Raw genomic sequence first — 23,980 nt, forward strand, 5'->3', positions numbered from 1 at the left:
CGTTCGGCCGGTCTACTCGACCGAACGATCCCGTTCGGTCGAGGCATCGGAGGGGACGAGGGGCACCGCGAGGGCCGGAACCAGCGCCGCCAGGGCGAACGCGGCGGGGAACCCGATGGCGCCGACAGCGGCACCGAACACCGGACCGACTGCCGCTGCGGCGATGAACTGGCCCGTGTTCTGGACGCCAAGCGCCCGTCCACCCCAGTAGGGGCCGGCGATCTCGGCCACCGCCGTGAAGGCCAGGCCGTTGGGGGCGACGGTGGCCACCGACGCGATCACCAACAGCACGACGGCGACCGGAGAGCCGGTGGCCGCGGCGGCCGCCAGTGCGCACATGGACGCGACCACTGCCACCGCCACGAGCCGCAGGGGGCGCAGCCGGCTGCCGACCCGATCGGACCACACACCCGCCGCGACCCGGCCCGCCGCACCGAGGAACTGTGCCGCGGTGATCACGATGCCTGCGGCAGACTCGGCCCACCCCTGATCGGTGACCAGCCACACCAGCGCAAACGTCCACACCACGTATTGCGGCACCACCAGCAACACCGAGGTGGCGTGGATGCGTTGCAGGACGCTGCCCTGCCGGTACGGATTGGCGAGCAGGCCGAGCTGCGCGGCGTGACCGCGTTCGGGGCGCGGCGGATCGGCGATCCCGACGGCGCACGCCACAGCCGCGAGCGCGGCCACCGCCGCGGGGAAGGCGAGTGCCCAGCCGATCCCGTGGTCGCGGGCGAGCAGGGGGATCGTCAGGGCCGCGAGCGCGACACCGAGGGGAATCGACATCTGGCGGATTCCCATGGCGAGTCCGCGTTGGTCCGGTGGGAACCACCCGACCACGACCCGCCCGCTGGCGGCATTGGCAGCCGCGCTCGCGGCGCCTCCGAGTGCCAGCAGTACCGCCAGCGCGGCCGTGGACGAGGTGGCGGCCGCAGCGGTGGTGGCCACGGCCGCCAGCGCCAGGCCGGCGGTCAGGACGAGGCGTTCGCCGTACCGGTCGGCGAGTGCGCCCCAGGCGACGAGGGTCAGCATCACGCCGAACACCGGTGCGGAGGCGAGGGTTCCCGCCTGGGCGAGGCTCAGCCCGTACTCGTCGTGCAGCGTCGGGATCAGGAACGCGGTTCCGTTGACCAGGACGGCCTGGGCCGCCTGGGCGAAGACGCCGAGCCCGAGGACGACCCAGCGCCGGGCGGTGTGGCCGGGGGGCGCCTGAATGCTGGTCATGCCTCCACGGTACGTAGCCCTTCTCAAAGAATGAAACGCATTTCTCATAATGTGAAACAGCGCTAGTATTCGCACATGCGCCTAGGTCGAATTGCCAGCCCGGACGGGGTCGCCTTCGTGTCGATCGAGGGGGAGGGGGACGCGCGGACCGCGAAGGAGATCGCCGAACATCCCTTCGGGACTCCGACGTTCACCGGTCGCAGCTGGCCGCTCGCCGATGTCCGGCTGCTCGCGCCGATTCTCGCGAGCAAGGTGATCTGCATCGGCAAGAACTACGCCGCTCACGCCGCCGAGATGGGCGGTGAGGCGCCGGAGGATCCGGTCATCTTCATCAAGCCCAACACCTCGATCGTCGGCCCGGGTGCGCCGATCGTGTTGCCGCCCAGCTCGAACGAGGTCCACTACGAGGGCGAGCTCGCGATCGTCATCGGCCGGCCCTGCAAGGACGTGCCCGCGTCCAAGGCCCTCGACGTGGTGCTCGGTTACACGGTCGCCAACGACGTTTCGGCCCGCGATCACCAGCGCCAGGACGGTCAGTGGACCCGAGCGAAGGGTCACGACACCTTCTGTCCGCTCGGCCCGTGGATCGAGACGAACCTCGACGCCTCCGATGTCGAGATCCGCACCGAGGTGAACGGCGAGGTCAAGCAGCGCAGCCGGACTTCGCTACTGCTGCACGACATTCCGAAGATCATCGAGTGGATCTCGGCGGTCATGACGCTGTTGCCCGGTGACGTCATCCTGACCGGGACGCCCGAGGGTGTCGGTCCGATCGTCGCCGGGGACAGCGTGAGCATCACGGTCGAGGGCATCGGAACGTTGACCAACCCGGTGGTCGCGAAGGGCTGATCACCGCCCTCGCCGTGGCGACGGCACGCACGCGGCATTTGCGTCGGGGAGGACTAACCTGGGAGTGACCCCTGTCCTCCTCGACCCAAGTGAGCCATGACCACCAGCGAAGTGCGCGTCCGTTTCTGTCCGTCTCCCACCGGAACCCCGCACGTCGGGCTCGTCCGCACCGCCCTGTTCAACTGGGCCTATGCGCGGCACCACGGCGGCAAGTTCGTCTTCCGCATCGAGGACACCGACGCCGCCCGCGACTCGGAGGAGTCGTACCAGGCGATCCTCGACGCGTTGCGTTGGCTCGGCCTGACCTGGGACGAGGGTCCCGAGGTCGGCGGCCCGTACGAGCCGTACCGGCAGTCCCAGCGCCGCGACCTGCACCTGGACGTCGTCGCGAAACTGCTCGCGGCCGGTGAGGCGTACGAGTCGTTCTCCACGCCCGAGGAGGTCGAGGCTCGGCACATCGCCGCGCGCCGTGACCCGAAGCTCGGCTACGACAACTTCGACCGCGACCTGACGCCGGAGCAGCGGCAGGCGTACCTCGACGAGGGTCGCAAGCCCGTCGTGCGCCTTCGCATGCCCGACCACGACCTGACCTGGGTCGACCTGGTTCGGGGGGAGACCACCTTCAAGGCGGGCACGGTCCCCGACTACGCGCTCACCCGCGGCAACGGCATCCCGCTGTACACGCTCGTCAACCCGGTCGACGACGCGTTGATGAAGATCACACACGTGCTGCGCGGCGAGGACCTGCTGTCCTCGACCCCGCGGCAGCTGGCACTGTACGAGGCGCTGCAGCGCATCGGTGTGGCGGATTTCACTCCGGAGTTCGGCCACCTGCCGTTCGTGATGGGGCAGGGCAACAAGAAGCTGTCCAAGCGTGATCCCGAGTCGAATCTGTTCATCCACCGGGATCGGGGCTTCATCCCCGAGGGCCTGCTGAACTACCTGGCACTGCTCGGCTGGAGCATCGCCGACGACCGCGATGTGTTCTCCCTCGACGAGATGGTCGCGGCCTTCGACATCGGCAAGGTCAACTCGAATCCGGCGCGGTTCGACCAGAAGAAGGCCGACGCCATCAACGCCGAGCACATCCGGCTGCTCGAGCCGGCGGACTTCTCGGCCCGCCTCCGGGCGTACCTGACGTCGCACGGCCATCCTGTCGACGCGGTGACCGCCGATCAGTTCGACGTGGCCGCCGACCTCGTGCAGACGCGCATCGTGGTGCTCTCGGACGCCTGGGACCTGTTGAAGTTCCTGTTCGTCTCCGAGGGCGAGTTCGCGATCGATCCGGCGGCCGCGGCGAAGAACCTGGGTGCCGACGCCGCACCGGTGCTGGACGCGACCATCGCGGCGCTCGAGGGCCTCGCCACGTGGGCGACGGCCGACCTGGAGGAGTCGCTCAAGGTCGCACTCATCGAGGGGCTGGAGCTCAAGCCGCGCAAGGCGTTTGCCCCGGTGCGGGTCGCGGTCACCGGCTCGCACATCAGCCCGCCGCTGTACGAGTCGATGGAACTGCTCGGCCGGGAGACGACCCTGAGCCGGCTGCGCGCCGCTCGCGCGTCCATCACCCAGTGACTCCGTCGGCTGGTCGGGCGGCTCAGTTAGGGCCCCTGACCAGCCGATTTGGAGGATTGCGGGTGGGCTTTGCTATTGTTCTCCTCGGTTCGAACGACGGCCGAAGCCGCGCAGCGGAGGTCGTCGGGACAAGCCATTGGGGTATGGTGTAATTGGCAACACAGCTGATTCTGGTTCAGCCATTCTAGGTTCGAGTCCTGGTACCCCAGCGGAAATCCGGTGAACGTTCACTGTGATGCTCAGGCATCGCGGCGGTCGAATATCGGGTTGCCATGCAGTACGGCACGTTCCCTGGCCCCGTCGTCTAGCGGCCTAGGACGCCGCCCTCTCAAGGCGGTAGCGCGGGTTCAAATCCCGTCGGGGCTACCACGGAGAGCGTGCCTGTTCTGCAAGTCCTGGCCCCGTCGTCTAGCGGCCTAGGACGCCGCCCTCTCAAGGCGGTAGCGCGGGTTCAAATCCCGTCGGGGCTACAAAGCGAAGGTCCCTCCGGCACACGCCGGAGGGACCTTCGTCGTTGTGGGGGTCGCCGCGTCCATCAGCCGCTCTTGCGGCGGAATTCACGCTTGTGGTCGGCGGGCCCGTGGGTGTGATGAATCTTCGAATCACCGGCGGTCGCCGTGGTCGGCGCCGCGTTCTTGTGGTTCTTCTTGTCGAGAGCCTCGCGGAACTGTTGCTTGATTTGTTCGTTCTCGGACTCGGTCACGATGCGTTCCTCCTGTTTGTCGGTCGCATCGTGACCGTACCGCCGTACGGGCGCCGCGTCGCGCCCATTTTCGACCGGAACTACTCCGGCAGGTACTGCGCGGTGCTGCCGCCGAGCGGCATTGCCGGCAGCCCGAGCTTGCGGTGGTCCCAAGAGCGCACCCGGTCCGGCTTCACCCGGACCGCAACGCGCTTGTTGAGCATCATCTCGATCGCCGGATCGACGTCCTTGGTGTACGGACCGGTGTAGCGCTCCCAGATGCTCACGCCGACCGCCCACAGCGCGGCGGGGTCGTCAACGATCTCGGCGGTGCCCTCGAAGGAGACCCCACGGAGGGTGTCGTAGGTTTCGCCGTCCTCGATCATCACCGTGATGCGGTTGTCGCGGCGGAGATTGACGGCCTTCTGCGACTTCGCCTTTGTCTCGAACCACAATTCGCCGTCGACGATCGCGTACCACATCGCGATCAGATGCGGGGCGCCGTTCGGCCCGATGGTGGCCATCGTCGCGACCCGGCTGCGTTCGACGAATTCGGTGATCTCGGCGTCGGTCATGGTGACCTGCGCCCGCTGGTTGGTGCCCACTGCGGCGGCTCCCGTTCGGATCGAAGGAACGTGTTCTCGCAAGCACTGTGCCACGAGCGGACCGCGCAGGAAACGGTGATGGACCGGCGGATTTCAGAGTCGCTTGTGCAAGGCTTCCGCGGCCGCAAGCAGATCCGCCGCCCAGCGGGCCCCCGGGCGACGACCCATTCGGTCGATCGGCCCGGACACCGAGATCGCGGCGACGACTGCACCGGTGCGGTCCCGGACCGGAGCCGCCACGCTCGCGACGCCGGGTTCGCGCTCGGCCGCACTCTGAGCCCAGCCGCGCTTGCGGACCTCGGCGATGACCCGTTCGCTGAAGAGGGCGTCGGGCAGGACGGTTCGCTGCACCTGGGGGTCCGCCCACGCGAGCAGCACCTTGGCGCCGGAACCCGCGGTCATGGGCAGGCGGGCGCCGACGAGGACCGTGTCGCGCAGGCCGGTGGGCGGTTCCATCGCGGCGACGCACACGCGCTGCACGCCCTCGCGCCGGTAGAGCTGAACGCTCTCGCCGGTGATCTCGCGCAGTCGGGGCAGCACGAGTGCGGCGGCCTCGAGGAGGTTGTCGTTCGCGGTCGGTGCCAGCTCCGCCAGTCCGGGACCCGGTCGCCACAGTCCGTCCGCGTCGCGCGCGAGCAGTCGGTGCACCTCGAGTCCGACGGCCAGACGGTGCGCGGTCGCGCGGGGGAGTCCCGTTCGTGCGCACAGCTCGCCGAGATTGCAGGGCGCTTCGGCCACCGAGTGGAGAACCGACATCGCCTTGTCGAGAACCCCGATCCCGCTGACAGCCGCAGGGGCGCTATGCTTTCTCATAGATCGATACTAGCGTCTCGCATTCTGAGAATCCCAATCGAATCCCAATCGGGATCGACATCCGGTCGAGACGGTGGCAACGACACGAACCGAGAGATGATGGAGGTCGGATCCCGGCGGGCCAGCCCGTAGCCCGCGAGCCGACCGATCACGAAGAGGTGGAGAACATGGCCAGCAGAGGGCGCACTCTGGCGGAGAAGGTGTGGGATGACCACGTCGTCGTCCGCGGTGAAGGCGAAGGCGCTGCGCGTCAGCCCGACCTGATCTACATCGACCTGCACCTCGTGCACGAGGTGACCAGCCCGCAGGCGTTCGACGGGCTCCGGTTGGCGGGACGCCGGCTTCGGCGCCCGGACCTGACGATTGCGACCGAGGATCACAACGTCCCCACCGTCGACATCGACCAGCCGATCGCCGATCCCGTTTCGCGACTTCAGGTCGACACGTTGCGACGCAACTGTGAGGAATTCGGCGTCCGACTGCATCCGATGGGTGACCTGGACCAGGGCATCGTGCACGTGGTCGGTCCGCAGCTCGGTCTGACCCAGCCGGGCACGACGGTCGTCTGCGGTGACAGCCACACCTCCACGCACGGCGCGTTCGGTGCTCTCGCAATGGGAATCGGCACCAGCGAGGTCGAGCACGTGATGGCGACGCAGACGCTGTCGCTGCGTCCGTTCAAGACGATGGCCATCACCGTCGACGGTGAACTCGCCCCCGGTGTCACGAGCAAGGACCTGATCCTCGCCGTAATCGCCAAGATCGGCACCGGTGGCGGTCAGGGCTACGTGCTGGAGTACCGGGGCGAGGCCATCCGCAAGATGTCGATGGAAGCCCGAATGACGATCTGCAACATGTCGATCGAGGCGGGCGCCCGGGCCGGGATGATCGCCCCCGATCAGACGACGTACGAATTCATCAAGGGTCGTCCGCACGCCCCGAGCGGTGCCGACTGGGACGCCGCCGTCGCCGCGTGGGATCAGCTGAAGACCGACGACGACGCGGTTTTCGACGCCGAGGTGCACATCGACGGGGCGAGCCTGACACCGTTCGTCACCTGGGGTACCAACCCCGGTCAGGGTGCCCCGCTGGGCGACTCGGTGCCGAACCCCGCCGACATCGTCGACGAGAGCGACCGTGCCGCAGCCGAGAAGGCGCTCGACTACATGGGTCTCGAAGCGGGTACGCCGCTGCGTGAGGTCGCCGTCGACACCGTCTTCGTCGGCTCGTGCACCAACGGCCGGATCGAGGACCTGCGGGCGGTGGCCGGAGTCCTGAAGGGCCGCAAGGTTGCAGATGGGGTGCGGATGCTGATCGTGCCCGGCTCGATGCGGGTGCGAGCGCAGGCCGAGGACGAAGGTCTCGGTGAGATCTTCACGGCCGCCGGTGCGGAGTGGCGTCAGGCGGGGTGCTCGATGTGCCTGGGCATGAACCCGGACCAACTGGCTCCGGGTGAGCGTTCGGCATCGACGTCCAACCGGAATTTCGAGGGACGTCAGGGCAAGGGCGGTCGGACCCACCTGGTTTCGCCGCTCGTCGCCGCGGCGACTGCGGTCCGCGGAACGCTGTCGGCGCCGGCGGACCTCGACTAGAGACTGGGAACGAGTAGGAGATATTTCGATGGAAGCCTTCACCACTCACAAGGGCATCGGCGTCCCGCTGCGACGTTCCAATGTCGACACCGACCAGATCATCCCCGCGGTCTACCTAAAGCGCGTGACCCGCAGCGGTTTCGAGGACGGCCTTTTCGCCGCCTGGCGCACCGACCCCGGATTCATCCTGAACACCGAGCCGTACGACAAGGGCACCGTTCTGGTGGCCGGTCCGGACTTCGGAACCGGGTCCTCCCGCGAGCACGCGGTGTGGGCGCTGTCGGACTACGGTTTCCGTGTCGTCATCGCCTCCCGCTTCGCGGACATCTTCCGCGGCAACGCCGGCAAGGCCGGTCTGCTGGCCGCTCAGGTCGAGCAGTCGGACGTCGAATTGCTCTGGAAAGCGCTCGAAGAGCAGCCCGGTCTGGAAATTGTCGTGGATCTCACTTCTCGGACTGTGAGCGCCGGAACTTTGGTGGTGCCCTTCGCCATTGACGACTACACGCGCTGGCGTCTTCTGGAGGGTCTCGACGACATCGGGCTGACATTGCGCCAGGTAGACGCGATTTCCGAGTTCGAAAAGTCAAGGCCGTCATGGAAACCGGTGACCCTCCCGGCCCGGGTTGAGGGCACCGACTCGTAGGGGCGCTAAGCACATCGGAAGCCGGAATTGGGTAGCCACGCCGCTGAGTGAGGCATGAGAATTGGCGTGGCACATAGACTCTTGCCCAATTCCGGTTTACCGTGTTTGCTAGTCGGTCCATCAGTGGGCCATTGGTATGCGGAGGAACATCCAATGAACAAAGCAGAGCTCATTGATCAGCTGACCGAACGGTTGGAGTCTGATCGACGCAGCGCCACCGATGCGGTCGAGCACATCGTCGACATCATCGTCCGTGCGGTCCACGCCGGCGAGAACGTCACCATCACCGGTTTCGGTGTCTTCGAGCAGCGTCGTCGCGCGGCTCGCGTCGCGCGCAACCCGCGCACCGGTGAGACCGTCAAGGTCAAGCCGACGTCGGTTCCGGCGTTCCGTCCCGGCGCTCAGTTCAAGGCCGTCATCGCGGGCAAGCAGAAGCTGCCGGCGTCCGGTCCGGCCGTGAAGCGTGGTTCGGCGGCTGCGGCTCCCGCGAAGAAGGCGGCGGCCAAGAAGACCGCGGCGGCCAAGAAGGCTGCGCCCGCGAAGAAGACGGTCGCGAAGAAGGCGGCTCCCGCGAAGAAGGTCACCGCGGCGAAGAAGACCACCGCCACCAAGGCGGCCGCGGCGAAGAAGACCACCGCGGCGAAGAAGACCACCGCCACCAAGGCGGCCGCGGCGAAGAAGACCACCGCGGCCAAGAAGGCGGCACCGGCGAAGAAGACCGTCGCCAAGAAGGCTGCGCCCGCCAAGAAGGCTCCGGCCAAGAAGGCTCCGGCCAAGAAGACCACCGCCCGCAAGCGGTGACACGGGTCTGAACCAACGAGGGTGGCGACGGAGAAATCCGTCGCCACCCTCGTTTTCGTGTGTACACGGGACGGGGCCCTGCCCGTCCCGGCCGGTGGTTCAGGCTTCGGGGAGTGCGCTGTCGATGTGGTTGGCATCGACCAGCCTGCCGCCCGACAGTGACAGCACCCAGGTGCTGCCCTTGCGATTGCGGGCCGCGGGCAGGGCGACGCCGTCTCGATCGGCCCACCACTGCAACAGGTCGGGAATCACCCGGCCCTGACTGCAGATCACCTGGACGCCGCCGAGGGCGGCGATCTTGCGGACCAGTGCCTGTGCCGCCGAGGGATCCTCGAGGTATGCCTCTTCGGTCAGAGCCGGTTCGAGGGTGATGCCGGTGCCGAGGTGGCGGGCGAGCGGTTCGACGGTCTGCACGCAGCGGGTCCGGTCCGCCGAGTGGATCTCCGTCGCCCCGAAGGCCTGCAGCAGTACCGACAGCGCCTCGGCCTGTGTGCGTCCGACCTTGTCCAGCGGCCGCAACGTGTCGTCCCCCTTGTATCGGCCGCGCCGGCCGGCCCTGGCGTGCCGCACCATCAGAACCGTTGTGGTGTCGGCCGGAACCTTCAGGAAGCGGCGTGTCACCTTGAGGTCGACGGGGTACGACAGCGCGGCGGGCAGGTCTTCGGGCGGCAGCCACCGCAACTCGTCGACCTCGTCGTTGGGTACGAACTCGCCGCCGCGTGCCTCCGCCGCCCAGTAGTCGACGCGCTTGCGCTTGCGGTGCCCGGGCACCTCGTAGGCGACCCGGGTGACGTGCCGGCCCAACTGGACCCGCATGCCCGTCTCCTCCTCGACCTCCCGCACCGCGGCCACCACCGGGATCTCACCGGGATCGAGCTTGCCCTTGGGGAACGACCAGTCGTCGTACTTGGGGCGGTGGATCAGCGCGACCTCGATCTCGTACGGGTTGGTGGGGGACTTGCGCCACAGCACTGCCCCCGCGGCAAAGATGTTGGCCTTGATGGCGGTCGACTTGGGGCGATCCGACTTCGAGCTCACCTTCTACCTCCTGTCGCAGTCGGCGGCTACGCCGAGCCGCCCCGCCGACTGCGCATCAGTTCCTCTTGGTGCTCGCGGACGCGTTCGCCCCGTTCCGGGGACGCGGCCCAGTGTCCGTCCGACTGCAGCACCCAGCAGCGGGTCGTGGGATCGAGTGCGGAGTCGAAGATGTCGCCGAGCTGGCGGGTGAGGCGGGGATCCTTCACCTGTGCCATCACCTCGACGCGGCGATCGAGATTGCGGTGCATCATGTCCGCGCTGCCGATCCAGAACTCGTCCGACCCCTCGAAGTGCATGATCCGAGAGTGCTCGAGGAAGCGGCCGAGAATCGAACGGACCTCGATGTTCTCGCTCAGTCCCGGAACGCCGGGACGCAGTGCGCAGATGCCTCGGACGACGACCTGGACGGGAACACCGGCCTGTGACGCCCGGTAGAGCGCGTCGATGACCTGTTCGTCGACGAGGGCGTTGGCCTTGAGTCGGATGCCTGCCGGCCTCCCGGCCAACTGGTGGTCGATCTCTCCGTGGATCCGCGCCACGATGCCGGCCCGTACGCCGTGGGGGGCGACGAGGAGATTGCGGTAGTTGGCTTTTCGGGAGTAGCCGGTCAGCGTGTTGAACAGGTCGGTCAGGTCCGCGCCGATCTCGGGGGCCGCGGTGAGCAGGCCCACGTCCTCGTACAGGCGGGCCGTCTTCGGGTTGTAGTTGCCGGTGCCGATGTGGCAGTACCGACGGATCGTCGAACCCTCGCGGCGAACGACGAGGCATGTCTTGCAATGCGTTTTGAGACCGACCAGTCCGTAGACGACGTGGACGCCGGCCTGTTCCAGCTTTCGCGCCCACTTGATGTTCGCCTGCTCGTCGAAGCGCGCCTTGATCTCCACCAGCGCCACCACCTGCTTGCCTGCCTCGGCGGCGTCGATGAGTGCGTTGACGATCGGGGAGTCGCCGGAGGTCCGATACAGGGTCTGCTTGATTGCCAGCACCTGCGGGTCCGCGGCCGCCTGCTCGATGAACCGTTGCACGCTGGTGGAGAACGAGTCGTACGGGTGGTGCACCAGGACATCGCCCTCGCGCAGGGTGGAGAAGACGCTCTTGGGCGTTTCGCGCTCACCGAAGGCCGGATGGGTGGCGGGCACGAACGGGGCGTCCTTGAGCCCGGGGCGGTCGACACCGTACACCTGCCACAGGCACGACAGGTCGAGCAGGCCGGGCACCTGGATCACGTCACCGGGATCGACGTCGAGTTCACGCAACAGCAGATCGAGCATGTGCTCGGTCATGTCGTCGGCCACCTCGAGACGGACCGGCGATCCGAAACGGCGGCGGGCCAGTTCGCGTTCGAGGGCCTGCAGCAGATCCTCGTCGCGATCCTCCTCCACCTCGAAATCCGCGTTGCGGGTGATCCGGAAGGCGTGGTGCTCGACGATCTCCATCCCGGGGAACAGCACGTGCAGGTGGGCGGCGATCAACGCCTCCATCGGCAGGAACGCCGGGATGGCCGTCGGTGCGTCGCTGCGGGTGACCCGCACGAACCGGTCCACGTTGTCGGGCACCTTCACGCGCGCGAAGTGCTCGCCGCCGGTCGACGAATCCTTCACCGTCACCGCGAGGTTCAGACTCAGTCCACTGATGTAGGGGAACGGGTGCGCCGGGTCGACGGCGAGCGGGGTCAGCACCGGGAAGACCTGGTCCTGGAAGTACTCCGACAGCCGGGCGGCCTCCTCTTCGTCGAGGTCGGACCACCGGATGATCGAGATGCCCTCGTGCGCGAGCTGCGGGAGGACGTGGTCGAGGAACGTGCGCGCGTGCAGTTCCGCGATCTCCTGGGTGCGTTCGTTGATCAGCGCCAACTGCTCTCGTGGCGTGAGCCCGTCGGCGGACCGCACCGACAGTCCGGTCTCGTCCCGGCGCTTGAGCCCGGCGACCCGCACCATGTAGAACTCGTCGAGGTTCGAGGCGAAGATGGCGAGGAACTTGGCCCGTTCGAGCAGGGGGAGTGACGGGTCCTCGGCGAGGGCGAGAACCCGGGAGTTGAAGTCCAGCCAACTCAGTTCGCGATTGAGGTAGCGGTCTGCTGGGAGCGGGACCCCCGAGCCGTCCACCGTGAGGGGAGTTGCCGCGGGCGGTACGGTCGGGATCACCGGGAGGTGTCCGCTGACCGGCGACGGCCCGCCTGCCTCGCCGTCAACCGTTGTCGTCTGTACCGTCTCGTGTCCCGCGCCCTCGCCGTTGCTCACCGGTCGATCATCCCTCAGATCGTGAGCACGCGACAATCAGACGTGCCTGGATTCGGGTGAATTCTCAACGACAGCGGGACGAATCCCACCATCCGATCGACCGTAGCGCTCGCGTCGTCTCCGGACCGGGGCCGACCGCTGCGGCCGCGTCGAGGTCGGCCGGGGTGTCGACGTCGAGTCGCAGGCCCGGCCAATCGCCGGTCAAAGCCGTTGCCCCGGAGTCGATGTGCTTGCGCGCGGAATCGGAGCCGAAGCGCGGTGCCAGGTCGGCGGCCACCGCGGCGATCAGTGCGGAGGTCCCGGTGCCGTGGTGGTCGACGACGACCGCGCGCCGGTGCGTTCGTGCGGCGACGACCGCCTCCGACAGTTCGGCGGCGGACAGGCACGGCAGGTCGCCCTGCAGTGCGACGACAGGTCCCCGATCGTGTCCGCGGGCGCGTGCGGCCGAATCGAGGATGCGGTTCAGTCGATCGGGGTCGTGGTCGCCGTCGTCCGGGAACCACGCGGCGCCGGCGGCTTCGGCCGCGGCCGCGACCACCGGGTCGGGGGTGATCACGGTGACCTCGGCGACGGCATCCGATGCCCGCGCGGCGGCGAGGGTGTCGCGCAGCATTGCCAGCACCAGCGTGGCCCGCTGGCCGCCGTCCAGTCGCGGCGCCAGCCGACTCTTCGCTCTGTCGAGGTGCTTGACCGCGATCAACACGTGGGCGCGCACCGCCGTCGGGGGTGGGGGTGCGGCGCTCATGTGACCAATCCTGCCAGTCCTGCCCGGTGTGGACTCGAGTGCTCCGTGCGCAGGACCGATTCGCCGGGCCGGTACTACTGTCGTCACTGCCAAACAGTTGGGGCGCGAACGGTCGGAGGGCAGATGGTCAGGGCGGCGGTACTGGGTGCGGGATCGTGGGGGACGGCGTTCGCGAAGGTGCTGGCCGATGCCGGAACCGACGTGACGATGTGGGCGCGCCGGCCCGAGGTGGCCGCGACGATCACGAACGACCATGCCAACCCCTACTACCTGGACGGCATCGAGCTGCCCCCGACGCTGACCGCGACCAGCGACCACGAGACGGCGCTCGCCGGGGCGGACCTCGTCGTGCTCGCCGTCCCGTCCCAGTCGTTGCGAGAGAACCTCGCGGGATGGGCGCCGTCGATCGGGACGGACGCGACGCTGCTGTCGTTGGCGAAGGGCATCGAGTCCGGCACCCTGATGCGGATGAGCGAGGTGATCGTCGAGGTCGCCGCGGTCGCACCGGAGCGGGTCGCGGTGCTGTCCGGACCGAACCTCGCGCGCGAGATCGCGATCGGGCAGCCGTCCGCGACGGTCGTCGCCTGTGTGGATCACGAGCGTGCAGTCGCCGTTCAGAAGGCTTGCGCCACGGGCTATTTCCGCCCGTACACGAACGTCGACGTGGTCGGCTGCGAGATCGGCGGGGCCTGCAAGAACGTCATCGCGCTGGCCTGCGGCATGGCATCAGGACTCGGATTCGGCGAGAACACCAATGCCTCGATCATCACCCGCGGACTCGCCGAGATGATCAGACTCGGCGTCGCACTCGGGGCCAATCCCGCCACGCTCGCCGGCCTGGCCGGGATCGGCGACCTGGTTGCCACCTGCTCGTCGCCACTGTCGCGGAACCGGACCTTCGGTGCACATCTCGGGCACGGGGGAACCCTCGCCAGCGCCCAGGCCGCGACCAAGGGACAGGTGGCCGAGGGCGTCAAGTCGTGCACCTCCGTGCGGGCGCTGGCCGCACAGCACGGTGTCGAGATGCCGCTGACCGACGCCGTCCACAAGGTCTGCCACGAGGGCCTGTCCGTGCCGGAGGCGGTCGGGATGCTGCTCGGGCGGCGCATCAAACCCGAGTGAGTCCGCGGTGCCCGTACAACGGTAGGGTTTCCGGGTGAACAATCCTCGTACCAGGGTCGCTGTCGTTTTCGGTGGCCGGAGCAGTGAGCACTCGGTTTCGTGCGTTTCCGCCGGTAGCGTGCTGCGCAATCTCGACCCGGAGGTCTACGAGGTGGTGCCGATCGGCATCACCCCGGACGGTGCGTGGGTGCTCGCGTCCACCGATGCCGACGCGCTGACCATCGACGGCCGCGCGCTTCCGACCGTCGATGCGTCCGGAGCCGCACTGACCCTGACCGCCGACCCCACCCGCTCCGGTGCGGTGGTCGCGCTCGCCGCGGACCAGGCCGGTCAGGTCCTCGCCTCCGTCGACGTGGTGTTCCCCGTCCTGCACGGCGCGTACGGCGAGGACGGCACCATCCAGGGACTGCTCGAACTCGCCGGCCTGCCCTACGTCGGTCCCGGCGTGCTGGCCAGCGCCGCAGGCATGGACAAGGAATTCACGAAGAAGCTCCTCGCCGCGGAGGGTCTGCCGATCGGGCACCAGGTCGTGCTGCGGCCGGGTGTCGACACCGTGTCCCCCGAGGACCGTGAGGCGCTGGGCCTGCCGGTGTTCGTCAAGCCCGCCCGCGGCGGATCCTCGATCGGCATCACCCGGGTGACGAGTTGGGACGGTCTCGACGCGGCCATCGCCCACGCCCGCACCCACGACCCGAAGGTCATCGTCGAGGCCGCGATCGTCGGGCGCGAGGTGGAGTGCGGCGTCCTCGAGTTCCCGGACGGCACCGTCCGTGCGAGCGTTGTCGCGGAGATCCGGATGCCGGAGATCACCGAGGACGAGGGCGCCTTCTACGACTTCGACACCAAGTACCTCGACGACATCTGCGAGTTCGACGTGCCTGCCAAACTGGACGACGACGTCAGCGACGAGATCCGGGCGATCGCGGTCCGCGCGTTCGAGGCGCTCGACTGCCAGGGCCTCGCCCGGGTGGACTTCTTCGTCACCGAGAACGGCCCGGTCATCAACGAGATCAACACCATGCCGGGCTTCACCTCGATCTCGATGTTCCCGCGCATGTGGGACGCCGCCGGCATCGACTACCGGACGCTGGTGTCCACCCTGGTGGACACCGCTCTCGCGCGCGGCACCGGCCTGCGCTGACCGCCGGTCACCGGTAGGCCGGTCGCCGGGAAGCCTGCCGTCACGACGCGAAAAGGGGCGCCGCCGTCGAACTGTCGACGGCGGCGCCCTTTCCGGTGCGACGAAGGGGTCAGGATCCCGGGGCAGGGGCCGGTTCCGGCGCGGGGACTGCAACCGGCGCCGGGTCGATCGGCTTGGCCTCGAGTGCGCCGGACACTGCGGCGGACGCGTCCTGCAGCGGTGTCGGGCCCAGGCCGTGCGGGACGGTCAACGCCACGTAGACGCCGCGATCGACAGCGAACCAGGTGCTCGCATCGACGCCCTCGCCGCCGGGGATCTCCAGCCACTGCACGCCGTCGACGACCTGCAGCGCGCTGGCGGCATCGAATTCCGCCGGACGGTCCAGGCCGCAGCGCAGCACGATCTCCTGCGCGTCAACGGACTGCCACGCGGCGGCGCCCTCGGGTGCGGGATCGACGAGCTCGGCGCGACCGAAGTCGCCCACCTGGTCCGGCAGGTTCTCGAGCAGTGCGGTGCATTCGGCGGACCCGGCGGCAGGCGCGGGGACCGGACCGAGCGCGACCGGATCGAGCGCGGGGTTGCGGTTCGCCACGATCGCGGCGGCGACGATGCCGGCGACCAGCGCGACGGGGAGTGCGACCGCCGCGGCGATCAGGGCGGGGCTGCGGCGGGCGTCGGGAGCGTCCGTGTCGGTGCCGGTCGTGCTGCTGGGGGATTCTTCGCTGTTCTGGGCTTCTTCGTTCACGAGGTCGGTGCTGTCGTTTCGGTAGTCGGGTGCGGCCGTGTCTGAGTCCGGGTTCGGGGTCGGCGATCTCACGCGCTCGCGGCCACCTCGCAGGTGAGGGTCCGGGTGATCCCGGCGACCTGCTGGATGCCCTTCACGACCGGCGCGAACCCGGAGCCGTCCTGTCCCTCGATCCGCACGACCACGTCGTACGGGCCGATGACGTCCTCGGCGGTCAGCACCCCCGGCAACTGCCGGATCTGATCGGCGATCACTGTGGCCTTGCCCACCTCGGTCTGGATCAGTATGTATGCCTGCGCCACCGGTGGGCCCCTTCCCGGCACAGCGCCGCCGCGGCCTCGGTAGAGTCGCGGTGGCTCTGGCTCTGTCATGCTCGGCCGGGTCGTTTCCCGGCCGCCTTCCCAGGGTACCGCGACCGATTTCGACGAAAGGCCCTGTCATCGACACACCGGATCCGGCCCGGGACCCGGACAAAGGACCCACCGTGGCCGACATCGGGGAGTTCGCCGTCATCGACCGCGCGGTGGCCGGTCGCGCCCAGCCTCGCACCACGCTGCTCGGCCCCGGTGACGACGCCGCGGTGGTGCGCGCCGCCGACGGCCGTGTCGTGGTGTCCTCGGACATGTTGGTGCAGGGCAGGCATTTTCGGCTGGACTGGTCGACACCTGCGGAGGTCGGGCGCAAGGCGGTGGCGCAGAACGGCGCGGACATCGTGTCGATGGGTGCGTGGCCGACCGCGTTCCTCGTTTCGCTCGGATGTCCGCCCGACACCCCGGTCGCGGTGGTCGACGCGCTGACCGAGGGGATCTGGGCGGAGGCGTCCGCGCTGGGCGCGGGTGTCGTCGGCGGCGACACCGTGCAGTCCGATCAGGTGGTGCTCTCGATCACGGTGCTCGGCGACCTCCAGGGCCGTGCCGCGGTGCTGAGGTCAGGGGCGCGGCCCGGGGACCAGGTCGCGGTGGCGGGTCGGCTGGGGTGGTCCGCGGCGGGCCTGGCGCTGCTGTCGTCGGGCGACGAGAGTTTTCCGGAAATCGTTGCAGCGCATCGTGTTCCGACTCCACCCTATGGGAGTGGGCTGGATGCGGCACGGGCGGGAGCGACCGCGATGACGGACAACTCCGATGGTCTGATCGCCGATCTCGGTCACCTCGGCGTAGCCTCGGGCGTCCAGATCGACCTCGAACCGGTCGCGTTGGACCCGGATGCACCACTGCACGCCGCTGCCGAAGTGCTCGGCGCGGATGCACTGCACTGGGTGCTGACCGGGGGAGAGGACCACTCCCTTCTCGCCACCTTCCCGAGCGGCACCGCACTGCCCGACGGCTGGCGCCGGGTCGGAGTCGTCCGCGAGGGTTCGGGGGTCCTCGTCGGCGGCCGTGAGTGGACCGGATCCGGCGGCTGGCAGAGCTTCGACTGACGGGTGGGCGGTACGGACCGATCCGACACCGTCATCCGGCGTGAACCCCGCATGGTTAGGTGGCACCCATGGCCATTTACGCACTCGGCGATCGCGAGCCCGACATCCATCCCGACGCCTACGTCCATCCCGATGCCGTGGTGATCGGCGCCGTGACCCTGGGGGCGGGGGCGTCGGTGTGGCCACAGGCCGTGCTGCGCGCCGACTACGGGACGATCACGATCGGTGAGCGGACCAACATCCAGGACGGCACCGTCATCCACTGCACCGCACTGGAACCGACCGTTCTCGGGGCCGGGTGTGTGGTCGGTCACAGCGCCCACATCGAGGGCGCGACAATCGGAGACGAGTGCCTGATCGCGTCCGGATCCGTGGTCCTGAACGGGTCGACGATCGGCGCCGGTTCGATCGTCGGGGCGGGGGCGGTGATCCCGTTCAAGTTCGAGGTGCCGCCGCGCCGAATGGCGCTGGGCGTGCCCGCGAAGATCCGGGAGGGCTACGAGGTGCCTGCCGGTCACCTGGAGCTGAACGTGAAGATGTACGCCGCGAACGCGGCGTACTACCGCGACGCACTGCGCAGGCTCGACTGATGGCCGCCCGCCCGCTCACCGAGCTGGTCGACCCCGGTTGGGCCCAGGCGCTGGCGCCGGTCGCCGACCGGATCGCCGCGATGGGGGAGTTCCTGCGCACGGAGAACGACGCCGGTCGCGGCTATCTGCCCGCCGGAGAGAACGTGTTGCGCGCGTTCAGCCAGCCGTTCGACGACGTCCGGGTCCTGGTGGTCGGCCAGGACCCGTACCCGACACCGGGTCACGCGGTGGGGCTGAGCTTCTCCGTCGCCCCCGACGTGCGGCCGGTGCCACGGAGCCTGACCAACATCTTCACCGAACTGGGCACCGATCTCGGGCTGCCGACGCCGGCGAACGGCGACCTCACACCGTGGGCGCAGCAGGGGGTGCTGCTGCTCAACAGGGTGCTGACCGTGCAGCCCGGGCAGGCCGCGTCGCACCGGCGCAAGGGCTGGGAGGAGGTCACCGAGCAGGCCATTCACGCGCTCGTGGCCCGAACCGACCCGAGCGGTCGGCGTCGACCGCTCGTCGCGATCCTGTGGGGCCGCGACGCCGGGACGCTGAAGCCGATGCTCGGTGACACCCCGTTCGTGGAGTCCGCCCACCCGTCGCCGCTGTCGGCGTCGCGCGGCTTCTTCGGGTCGCGGCCCTTCAGCCGCGTCAACCGGCTCCTCGAGGAGCAGGGCGAGAAGCCGGTCGACTGGAGCCTCGCCTGACCGACCGTGACCGCATGAACGGAACCGTTCAGTCGATCAGATCGAATGAACGGTTCCGTTCATGCCGCTGGGGGAGTGGGTCAGCGGACGGAGGTGAAGTCCGGCTTGCGCTTGCCGACGAAGGCGTCGACGCCCTCGCGGCCTGCGGCGCTGCCCGCGGCCGAGGAGATCGACGCGGCCTCGGCGTCGAGCTGATCCGACAGGGTGGACTCCTCGGACCGCGCGAGCAGGGTCTTGATGCCGGCGTACGAGCTGGTCGGGCCCGCGGCGAGGCCCTGCGCGACCTTCAGCGCCTCGGACTGCACCTCGTCGTCCGCGACGGTCCGGCTGAGCACCCCGAGATGAACGGCTTCCTCGGCGTCGAGGATCGCGTCGGTGAGGATGATCTCGCGGGCGCGGCGGGCGCCGACGATGCGCGGCAGGTTCCAGGACATGCCGCCGTCCGGGGTGAGCCCGATGCCGGGGTAGGCGGGCCGAAGCTTGGTGGAGACGCCGCCGATGGCGATGTCGGACGCGCAGACCAGGCTCATGCCCGCGCCGGCAGCCCAGCCGTGCACGGCCGCAACGACGGGGACGGTGACGTCGGCGACCAGACGGACGAAGTCGTGCAGTTCGTTCGCGATCTCGAGAAGGTAGGCGGAACGATCCGGCGCGCCCGCGAAGGCTCGGACGTTGCCACCGGCGCAGAAGTTCGCACCCTCACCGACGAGGAGTACCGAGCCGGCGGCGATCTCGCCCGCTGCGAGCGCGCGCAGCGCGGTGGTGCCCTGGTTGACGCCGGTGAAGTCGAGGGAGGTGCCGTTGTCGGCGGTGGCAATGGCGATGCGGAGGACGCCGCCGTCGAGGCGGACGTGGCTGAGGCCGTCGAGTGAAGTCACCGTTAAACCTTATCCGTGCGCACGATTCGCCTGTGGCGCAGCTCCCATCAGGTGACCGGATGCGCAGACGACTGTGCCCCCGACACCGGATGGTGTCGGGGGCACAGTCGGTGCTGAAAAATCAGCCGCGGACGACCTTGCCGGCCTTCAGGCAGGAGGTGCACACGTTGAGCTTCTGACGCGTACCGGATCCGACCTGGGCCCGGACAGTCTGAATGTTCGGGTTCCAGCGACGGTTGGTACGCCGGTGCGAGTGCGAGACCGACTTACCGAAGCCGGGTCCCTTGGCGCAAACGTCGCAGACGGCAGCCATAGTCGCGAACTCCTTGATGTGATGCGGATGGTTTTCAGTCGCGGGCAGGGGACAATGGTGCGGCCCTTGCCAGGCAACCGTGTCAGATTAGCCGGAACAACCTCGTTTGACCAAACCGGCGTCCTGAGGTGCTGCGAGGTGAGCGGGCTGTCGGGCCCTGCCGCTAATCTTGCGGAACCGACGATACCGAACCGGGGCGGAGGACGGAACCGAGGTGCTCGAGGCCCTGCAGAACGTGGACGGCACGGCGTTGCGCCGCTGGGCGAGGGTCTGTGTCGACGGACTGACCAGCCGCTGCGACGACATCAACCGACTGAACGTGTTCCCCGTTCCCGATTCGGACACCGGCACCAATCTGCTGTTCACCATGCGCGCGGCAGCCGACGAGGCATGTGCGACGGATCCGGATGCCCCGGCCTCCGAGGTCGCGGCGGCGCTCGCACGCGGTGCGGTGACCGGGGCTCGCGGCAACTCCGGGGTGATCCTCTCGCAGGTGCTGCGGGGGATCGCCGAGGTCGCCCGCGCCGGGTACCTCGACGCCGACACCGTCCGCAGCGCATTGAACGAGGCCGCGGTGCTGGCGACCGAGGCGATCAGCATCCCAGTCGAGGGCACCATCGTCACGGTGCTGCGCCACGCGGCCGCCGCCGCGGACGGATGTCCGGCCGGCACGCCGCTGGCCGGGGTCGTGACCGTGGCCGCGGAGGGTGCCGTCGAGGCCCTCGCCCGGACGCCCGCGCAGTTGGCCGAACTCGGCCGGGCCGGAGTCGTGGACGCCGGCGGATTCGGCCTGGTCGTCATCCTCGACGCCCTGGTCGGAGTGGTCACCGGTGTCACACCCGACCGGGCCGGCCTTTCGTTGGTCGCGCCGCAGGTCGCCGTGACGGCGCCCGAGCCGGTGTCAGGCGTGTGCACCGACGAGGCCGGCGACCAGGACTACGAGGTGATGTACCTGCTGGCCGGCAGCGACGAGCGGCGGGTGGGGGAGTTGCGCCGGAGTCTCGACGGCCTCGGCGACTCGGTGATCATCGTCGGGGATGGGGCGGGAGCGTGGTCGGTCCACGTGCACTGCACCGACCCCGGGGCGGCGGTGGAGGCCGGTCTCGCGGCCGGCGCCGTGCACAGCATCCGGATCTCCTGCTTCGCGCTCGACGCGATTCGTGCGTTGCCCGGCGCGACCGTCCCGGTGCCCGGGAAGCGGCGCATCCTCGCGGTCGTGTCCGGGGACGGCGCCGCCGACCTGTTCGCAGTCGAGGGCGCCGAGGTCCTGCGCAGCGACGAACCGGTCACCCCGCAGCGGCTGCTTGCCGCGATTCGCGGCCTCGACTGCGCGGAGGTCCTCGTGCTGCCGAACGGGGCGCTGCCGGCGCAGGAACTGGTGACGGTCGGCGTCGCCGCCCGCGACGACCACCGGGCGGTGCACCTGTTGCCGACGTCGTCGGCGGTGCAGGGGCTCGCCGCGCTCGCCGTGCACGACGACGGTCGCGCCGCCGTCGACGACGCGTTCGCGATGTCCGAGGCGGCCGCGTCCACCAGGTGGGGTTCGGTGCGGGTCGCGGAGGAGCGGGCGCTGACGCTGATGGGCACCTGCGATGCGGGGGACGGGCTGGGGCTGATCGGACACGAGGTGGTGGTCATCGCCCCGGATGCCGCCGAGGCCGGGCGAAGGCTTCTCGACCAGGTGCTCGGGGTCGGCGGCGAACTGGTGACGCTGCTGGTCGGGGTGCGGGCGCCGACAGCCCTGGCCGACGCCCTCGCCGACCACGTCACCCGCAACCATCCCGGTGTCGAGGTGCACGTGTACCCCGGCGGACAGGACGGCGACCTGCTGCAGGTCGGCGTCGAGTAGGACTTCCAGGCAGGACGAGAGACGCACCGATGGCAACCCTGAACGACCGCATCGACCACCTGCTCGGGACGAAGGTCGCCGCGCCGCTGGCGCAGGACTTCGAGATCCACACCGTGGAGGATCTGCTGCGGCACTACCCGCACCGGTACGCGACGCAGGGCGCGGACCTCGGCGAGAGCAAGCCCCCCGAGGGTGAGCACATCACGATGGTCGCGACCGTCGTCAAGGCCGACGTCGTGTCGTTCAAGAACCGCAACGGCAAGATGCTCCGCACGGTGCTCGCCGCGGACACCCAGCGGGTCGACGCCACCTTCTTCAATCCGCAGAAGGTGGCGCATGTGATCAAACCGGGTGTGCGGGCAATGTTCTCGGGAACCGCCAAGTACTTCCGGGAGCAGCTTCAGCTGACCCACCCGAGCTATCTGATCCTGCCGACCGGCGACGGCGAGCCGGTCGTCGGCGGTCGGGTCCGTGGATCCGGCGAGCTGGCGGACATGGCCCGCAGCGCCCAGGGGTCCGACTCGGCCGTGGACATGGAGATCTTCGACCGCGCGCTGATCCCCGTGTACCCGTCGACCCGCGACGTGCAGAGCTGGACGATCGCGAAGTGTGTGCGGCAGATCCTCGACCAGCTCGATCCGGTGCCCGACCCGCTGCCCACCGCGACCCGCGCCGAGCTCGGCCTGATCGGTCTGGACGAGGCGTTGCGGCTCGTCCACCAGCCCGACACGAAGCAGGACGTCGAGCGGGCGCGCGAGCGACTGCGGTTCGACGAGGCGGCGGCCCTGCAGCTGGTCCTGGCGCAGCGCAGGCACGCCGTGGACGAGCGAGTCGCGCCCGCATGCCCGCCGAAACCCGGCGGGCTCGCGGCGGCATTCGACGCGCAGTTGCCGTTCACCCTCACCGACGGCCAGCTCGCGGTGGCCGAGGAGATCTCCGCCGACCTGGCCCGTCCGCACCCGATGAACCGTCTGCTGCAGGGTGAGGTCGGCTCGGGCAAGACGATCGTCGCACTTCGGGCGATGCTGCAGGTGATCGACGCCGGGTACCAGTGCGCGCTGCTGGCGCCCACCGAGGTGCTCGCCGCCCAGCACGCCCGGTCGCTACGACAGATGCTCGGAAGCCTGGCTCTCGCAGGCGAACTCGGAGCCGCTGACGGTGCCACCCGGGTGACGCTGGTGACCGGGTCCATGTCGGTGCCGGCCAAGCGGGCGGCGCTCAACGAGGTGATGGTCGGGGACGCGGGCATCGTGATCGGTACCCATGCGCTGATTCAGGACAAGGTCGAGTTCTTCAACCTCGGCATGGTGGTCGTCGACGAGCAGCACCGCTTCGGTGTCGAGCAGCGGGACGCCCTGCGCGGTCGGGCCAGGGAGGGACTGAGCCCGCACGTGCTGGTGATGACCGCGACCCCGATCCCGCGGACCATCGCGATGACCGTTCTCGGCGACCTGGAAACGTCCGCGCTGCGGGAGCTTCCGCGCGGCCGCTCGCCGATCGTCAGCAATGTGGTCTCGGCGTCGGAGAAGCCGGCGTGGGTGGACCGGGCGTGGGCGCGGATCTGCGAGGAGGTGGCCGCCGGTCGTCAGGCGTACGTCGTGTGCTCCCGGATCGGGGAGGGCGACGAGGACGCCGAGGACGGCGGCGAGCTCGAACTCGACCCCTTCTCCGACGACCTCTTCGCCGACCGCGCCGCGCCGCAGCCGCGCAAGCCCGCCCGTAAGGCGAAGCCGCCCAAGGGTGGTGAGCCGCCGCAGACCGCGGCCGCGCTCGCCGTGTTCGAGGAGTTGCGCCACGGCGCGCTGGCGTCGGTGCGGGTCGGGTTGCTCCACGGCAGGCTGCCGTCGGACGAGAAGGACTCGGTGATGCGCGATTTCACCGTCGGCGACATCGACGTCCTGGTCTGTACGACCGTCGTCGAGGTCGGTGTCGACGTGCCCAACGCCACCGTCATGGTGATCGTGGACGCGGATCGGTTCGGTGTCAGTCAGTTGCACCAGTTGCGTGGCCGGGTGGGCCGCGGCGCCCACCAGGGGCTGTGCATCCTGATCACCGGGTCGCGGCCCGAGTCGCCGGCGTTCCGGCGGCTGAGTGCGGTTGCCGGCACCAACGACGGCTTCGAACTCGCGCAACTGGATCTGGCGCAGCGCCGCGAGGGCGACGTGCTCGGCGTCGCCCAGTCCGGCACCTCCACGAAACTGCGTCTGCTGTCGCTGCTCGATCACGAGGAGGTCATCGAGACGGCCCGCGAGTTCGCTCGGCAGGTCGTCGCAGAGGACCCCGACCTGTCTGCGCACCCGGGTCTGGCCTCGATGGTCACCGCGGGCCTGGATGCCAGGGGCGTCGAGTTTCTGGACAAGTCGTAGGTTGGTCGCGGCGGTGGTCATCGGGCCCCGCCCGCCGAAGCCCGCAACGCAGACCCG

At 69.2% G+C, this 23,980-nt stretch carries 23 protein-coding genes and 3 tRNA genes; 15 read left to right on the forward strand and 11 right to left on the reverse strand.

The features are described from left to right. Nucleotides 1–12: 12 nt before the first annotated feature. Nucleotides 13–1,227: an MFS transporter gene (locus ACWDUM_RS13510; protein WP_450134372.1), complete on the reverse strand. Its 1,215-nt coding sequence runs from the start codon at nucleotides 1,225–1,227 to the stop codon at nucleotides 13–15. Nucleotides 1,228–1,302: 75 nt separating this feature from the next. On the opposite strand from ACWDUM_RS13510, the gene ACWDUM_RS13515 reads away from it, so the two are divergent. The 5 genes from ACWDUM_RS13515 to ACWDUM_RS13535 all read left to right on the forward strand — a co-directional run bounded on the left by ACWDUM_RS13515 (nucleotide 1,303) and on the right by ACWDUM_RS13535 (nucleotide 4,118). After that, nucleotides 1,303–2,076 carry a fumarylacetoacetate hydrolase family protein gene (locus tag ACWDUM_RS13515; protein WP_450134373.1) on the forward strand — a complete coding sequence of 258 codons (774 nt, stop codon included), beginning with the start codon at nucleotides 1,303–1,305 and terminating at the stop codon, nucleotides 2,074–2,076. Nucleotides 2,077–2,172: 96 nt separating this feature from the next. Further along, nucleotides 2,173–3,648, forward strand: a complete 1,476-nt coding sequence (gene gltX / locus ACWDUM_RS13520; protein WP_450134374.1) for a glutamate--tRNA ligase — start codon at nucleotides 2,173–2,175, stop codon at nucleotides 3,646–3,648. A gap of 137 nt (nucleotides 3,649–3,785) precedes the next feature. Further along, nucleotides 3,786–3,857: transfer RNA gene (locus tag ACWDUM_RS13525), tRNA-Gln, on the forward strand. 84 nt (nucleotides 3,858–3,941) lie between these two features. Then, nucleotides 3,942–4,017: transfer RNA gene (locus ACWDUM_RS13530), tRNA-Glu, on the forward strand. Between the two features lie 28 nt (nucleotides 4,018–4,045). Beyond that, nucleotides 4,046–4,118 (forward strand) — tRNA-Glu (locus tag ACWDUM_RS13535). A gap of 65 nt (nucleotides 4,119–4,183) precedes the next feature. On the opposite strand, the gene ACWDUM_RS13540 is transcribed toward ACWDUM_RS13535, so the two are convergent. From ACWDUM_RS13540 to ACWDUM_RS13550, 3 genes are all read right to left on the reverse strand, one after another. Continuing rightward, nucleotides 4,184–4,351, reverse strand: a complete 168-nt coding sequence (locus ACWDUM_RS13540; protein WP_450112199.1) for a DUF5302 domain-containing protein — start codon at nucleotides 4,349–4,351, stop codon at nucleotides 4,184–4,186. A gap of 80 nt (nucleotides 4,352–4,431) precedes the next feature. Continuing rightward, nucleotides 4,432–4,935: a pyridoxamine 5'-phosphate oxidase family protein gene (locus ACWDUM_RS13545; protein ID WP_450112200.1), complete on the reverse strand. Its 504-nt coding sequence runs from the start codon at nucleotides 4,933–4,935 to the stop codon at nucleotides 4,432–4,434. 93 nt (nucleotides 4,936–5,028) lie between these two features. Then, the gene (locus ACWDUM_RS13550) at nucleotides 5,029–5,748 is read right to left on the reverse strand and encodes an IclR family transcriptional regulator (RefSeq protein ID WP_450112201.1); all 720 of its coding nucleotides are present in this window, start codon (nucleotides 5,746–5,748) and stop codon (nucleotides 5,029–5,031) included. Nucleotides 5,749–5,906: 158 nt separating this feature from the next. Here ACWDUM_RS13550 and leuC point away from each other — a divergent pair, with 158 nt between their 5' ends. From leuC to ACWDUM_RS13565, 3 genes are all read left to right on the forward strand, one after another. Continuing rightward, nucleotides 5,907–7,340, forward strand: a complete 1,434-nt coding sequence (gene leuC / locus ACWDUM_RS13555; RefSeq protein WP_450112202.1) for a 3-isopropylmalate dehydratase large subunit — start codon at nucleotides 5,907–5,909, stop codon at nucleotides 7,338–7,340. Nucleotides 7,341–7,368: 28 nt separating this feature from the next. After that, entirely contained in the window at nucleotides 7,369–7,983 is a 615-nt protein-coding gene (leuD, locus tag ACWDUM_RS13560) for a 3-isopropylmalate dehydratase small subunit (RefSeq protein ID WP_450112203.1), read from the forward strand. Between the two features lie 153 nt (nucleotides 7,984–8,136). Beyond that, complete coding sequence (locus ACWDUM_RS13565; RefSeq protein ID WP_450134375.1) at nucleotides 8,137–8,784, forward strand: HU family DNA-binding protein; 648 nt, start codon at nucleotides 8,137–8,139, stop codon at nucleotides 8,782–8,784. 99 nt (nucleotides 8,785–8,883) lie between these two features. On the opposite strand, the gene ACWDUM_RS13570 is transcribed toward ACWDUM_RS13565, so the two are convergent. The 3 genes from ACWDUM_RS13570 to cofC all read right to left on the reverse strand — a co-directional run bounded on the left by ACWDUM_RS13570 (nucleotide 8,884) and on the right by cofC (nucleotide 12,807). Further along, complete coding sequence (locus ACWDUM_RS13570) at nucleotides 8,884–9,822, reverse strand: NUDIX hydrolase (RefSeq protein WP_450134376.1); 939 nt, start codon at nucleotides 9,820–9,822, stop codon at nucleotides 8,884–8,886. Nucleotides 9,823–9,848: 26 nt separating this feature from the next. After that, nucleotides 9,849–11,966, reverse strand: coding sequence for an RNA degradosome polyphosphate kinase (locus ACWDUM_RS13575; RefSeq protein WP_450134732.1), 2,118 nt, complete (start codon nucleotides 11,964–11,966; stop codon nucleotides 9,849–9,851). A 160-nt stretch (nucleotides 11,967–12,126) separates the two neighbouring features. Beyond that, a complete protein-coding gene (cofC, locus tag ACWDUM_RS13580; RefSeq protein WP_450134377.1) occupies nucleotides 12,127–12,807 on the reverse strand; it encodes a 2-phospho-L-lactate guanylyltransferase in 681 nt (226 codons plus the stop codon). Between the two features lie 123 nt (nucleotides 12,808–12,930). Here cofC and ACWDUM_RS13585 point away from each other — a divergent pair, with 123 nt between their 5' ends. Both ACWDUM_RS13585 and ACWDUM_RS13590 read left to right on the forward strand, forming a co-directional pair. Next, nucleotides 12,931–13,929, forward strand: a complete 999-nt coding sequence (locus ACWDUM_RS13585; protein ID WP_450112207.1) for an NAD(P)H-dependent glycerol-3-phosphate dehydrogenase — start codon at nucleotides 12,931–12,933, stop codon at nucleotides 13,927–13,929. Nucleotides 13,930–13,963: 34 nt separating this feature from the next. Further along, a complete protein-coding gene (locus tag ACWDUM_RS13590; RefSeq protein WP_450134378.1) occupies nucleotides 13,964–15,070 on the forward strand; it encodes a D-alanine--D-alanine ligase family protein in 1,107 nt (368 codons plus the stop codon). A 109-nt stretch (nucleotides 15,071–15,179) separates the two neighbouring features. Here the strand turns inward: ACWDUM_RS13590 and ACWDUM_RS13595 are convergent, their stop codons facing one another. After that, a complete protein-coding gene (locus ACWDUM_RS13595; protein WP_450134733.1) occupies nucleotides 15,180–15,815 on the reverse strand; it encodes a DUF3515 domain-containing protein in 636 nt (211 codons plus the stop codon). 68 nt (nucleotides 15,816–15,883) lie between these two features. Then, nucleotides 15,884–16,117: an Lrp/AsnC ligand binding domain-containing protein gene (locus ACWDUM_RS13600; protein WP_450112209.1), complete on the reverse strand. Its 234-nt coding sequence runs from the start codon at nucleotides 16,115–16,117 to the stop codon at nucleotides 15,884–15,886. Between the two features lie 182 nt (nucleotides 16,118–16,299). Between ACWDUM_RS13600 and ACWDUM_RS13605 the strand changes: the two genes are divergently transcribed. From ACWDUM_RS13605 to ACWDUM_RS13615, 3 genes are all read left to right on the forward strand, one after another. Beyond that, the gene (locus ACWDUM_RS13605) at nucleotides 16,300–17,232 is read left to right on the forward strand and encodes a thiamine-phosphate kinase (protein ID WP_450134379.1); all 933 of its coding nucleotides are present in this window, start codon (nucleotides 16,300–16,302) and stop codon (nucleotides 17,230–17,232) included. A 68-nt stretch (nucleotides 17,233–17,300) separates the two neighbouring features. Further along, nucleotides 17,301–17,822, forward strand: coding sequence for a gamma carbonic anhydrase family protein (locus ACWDUM_RS13610; protein WP_450112211.1), 522 nt, complete (start codon nucleotides 17,301–17,303; stop codon nucleotides 17,820–17,822). Next, entirely contained in the window at nucleotides 17,822–18,517 is a 696-nt protein-coding gene (locus ACWDUM_RS13615; RefSeq protein ID WP_450112212.1) for a uracil-DNA glycosylase, read from the forward strand. Before ACWDUM_RS13610 ends, ACWDUM_RS13615 begins: the two co-directional genes overlap by 1 nt. 80 nt (nucleotides 18,518–18,597) lie before the next feature. Here the strand turns inward: ACWDUM_RS13615 and ACWDUM_RS13620 are convergent, their stop codons facing one another. Both ACWDUM_RS13620 and rpmB read right to left on the reverse strand, forming a co-directional pair. Beyond that, nucleotides 18,598–19,395: an enoyl-CoA hydratase-related protein gene (locus tag ACWDUM_RS13620; RefSeq protein ID WP_450134380.1), complete on the reverse strand. Its 798-nt coding sequence runs from the start codon at nucleotides 19,393–19,395 to the stop codon at nucleotides 18,598–18,600. 121 nt (nucleotides 19,396–19,516) lie between these two features. Next, nucleotides 19,517–19,708 carry a 50S ribosomal protein L28 gene (gene rpmB, locus ACWDUM_RS13625; RefSeq protein ID WP_378483851.1) on the reverse strand — a complete coding sequence of 64 codons (192 nt, stop codon included), beginning with the start codon at nucleotides 19,706–19,708 and terminating at the stop codon, nucleotides 19,517–19,519. Between the two features lie 214 nt (nucleotides 19,709–19,922). On the opposite strand from rpmB, the gene ACWDUM_RS13630 reads away from it, so the two are divergent. After that, nucleotides 19,923–21,557, forward strand: coding sequence for a DAK2 domain-containing protein (locus tag ACWDUM_RS13630; protein WP_450134381.1), 1,635 nt, complete (start codon nucleotides 19,923–19,925; stop codon nucleotides 21,555–21,557). A 29-nt stretch (nucleotides 21,558–21,586) separates the two neighbouring features. Further along, a complete protein-coding gene (gene recG, locus ACWDUM_RS13635; protein WP_450134382.1) occupies nucleotides 21,587–23,923 on the forward strand; it encodes an ATP-dependent DNA helicase RecG in 2,337 nt (778 codons plus the stop codon). Nucleotides 23,924–23,980: the final 57 nt, after the last annotated feature.

This window comes from Rhodococcus sp. NPDC003322 (genome assembly GCF_053589555.1).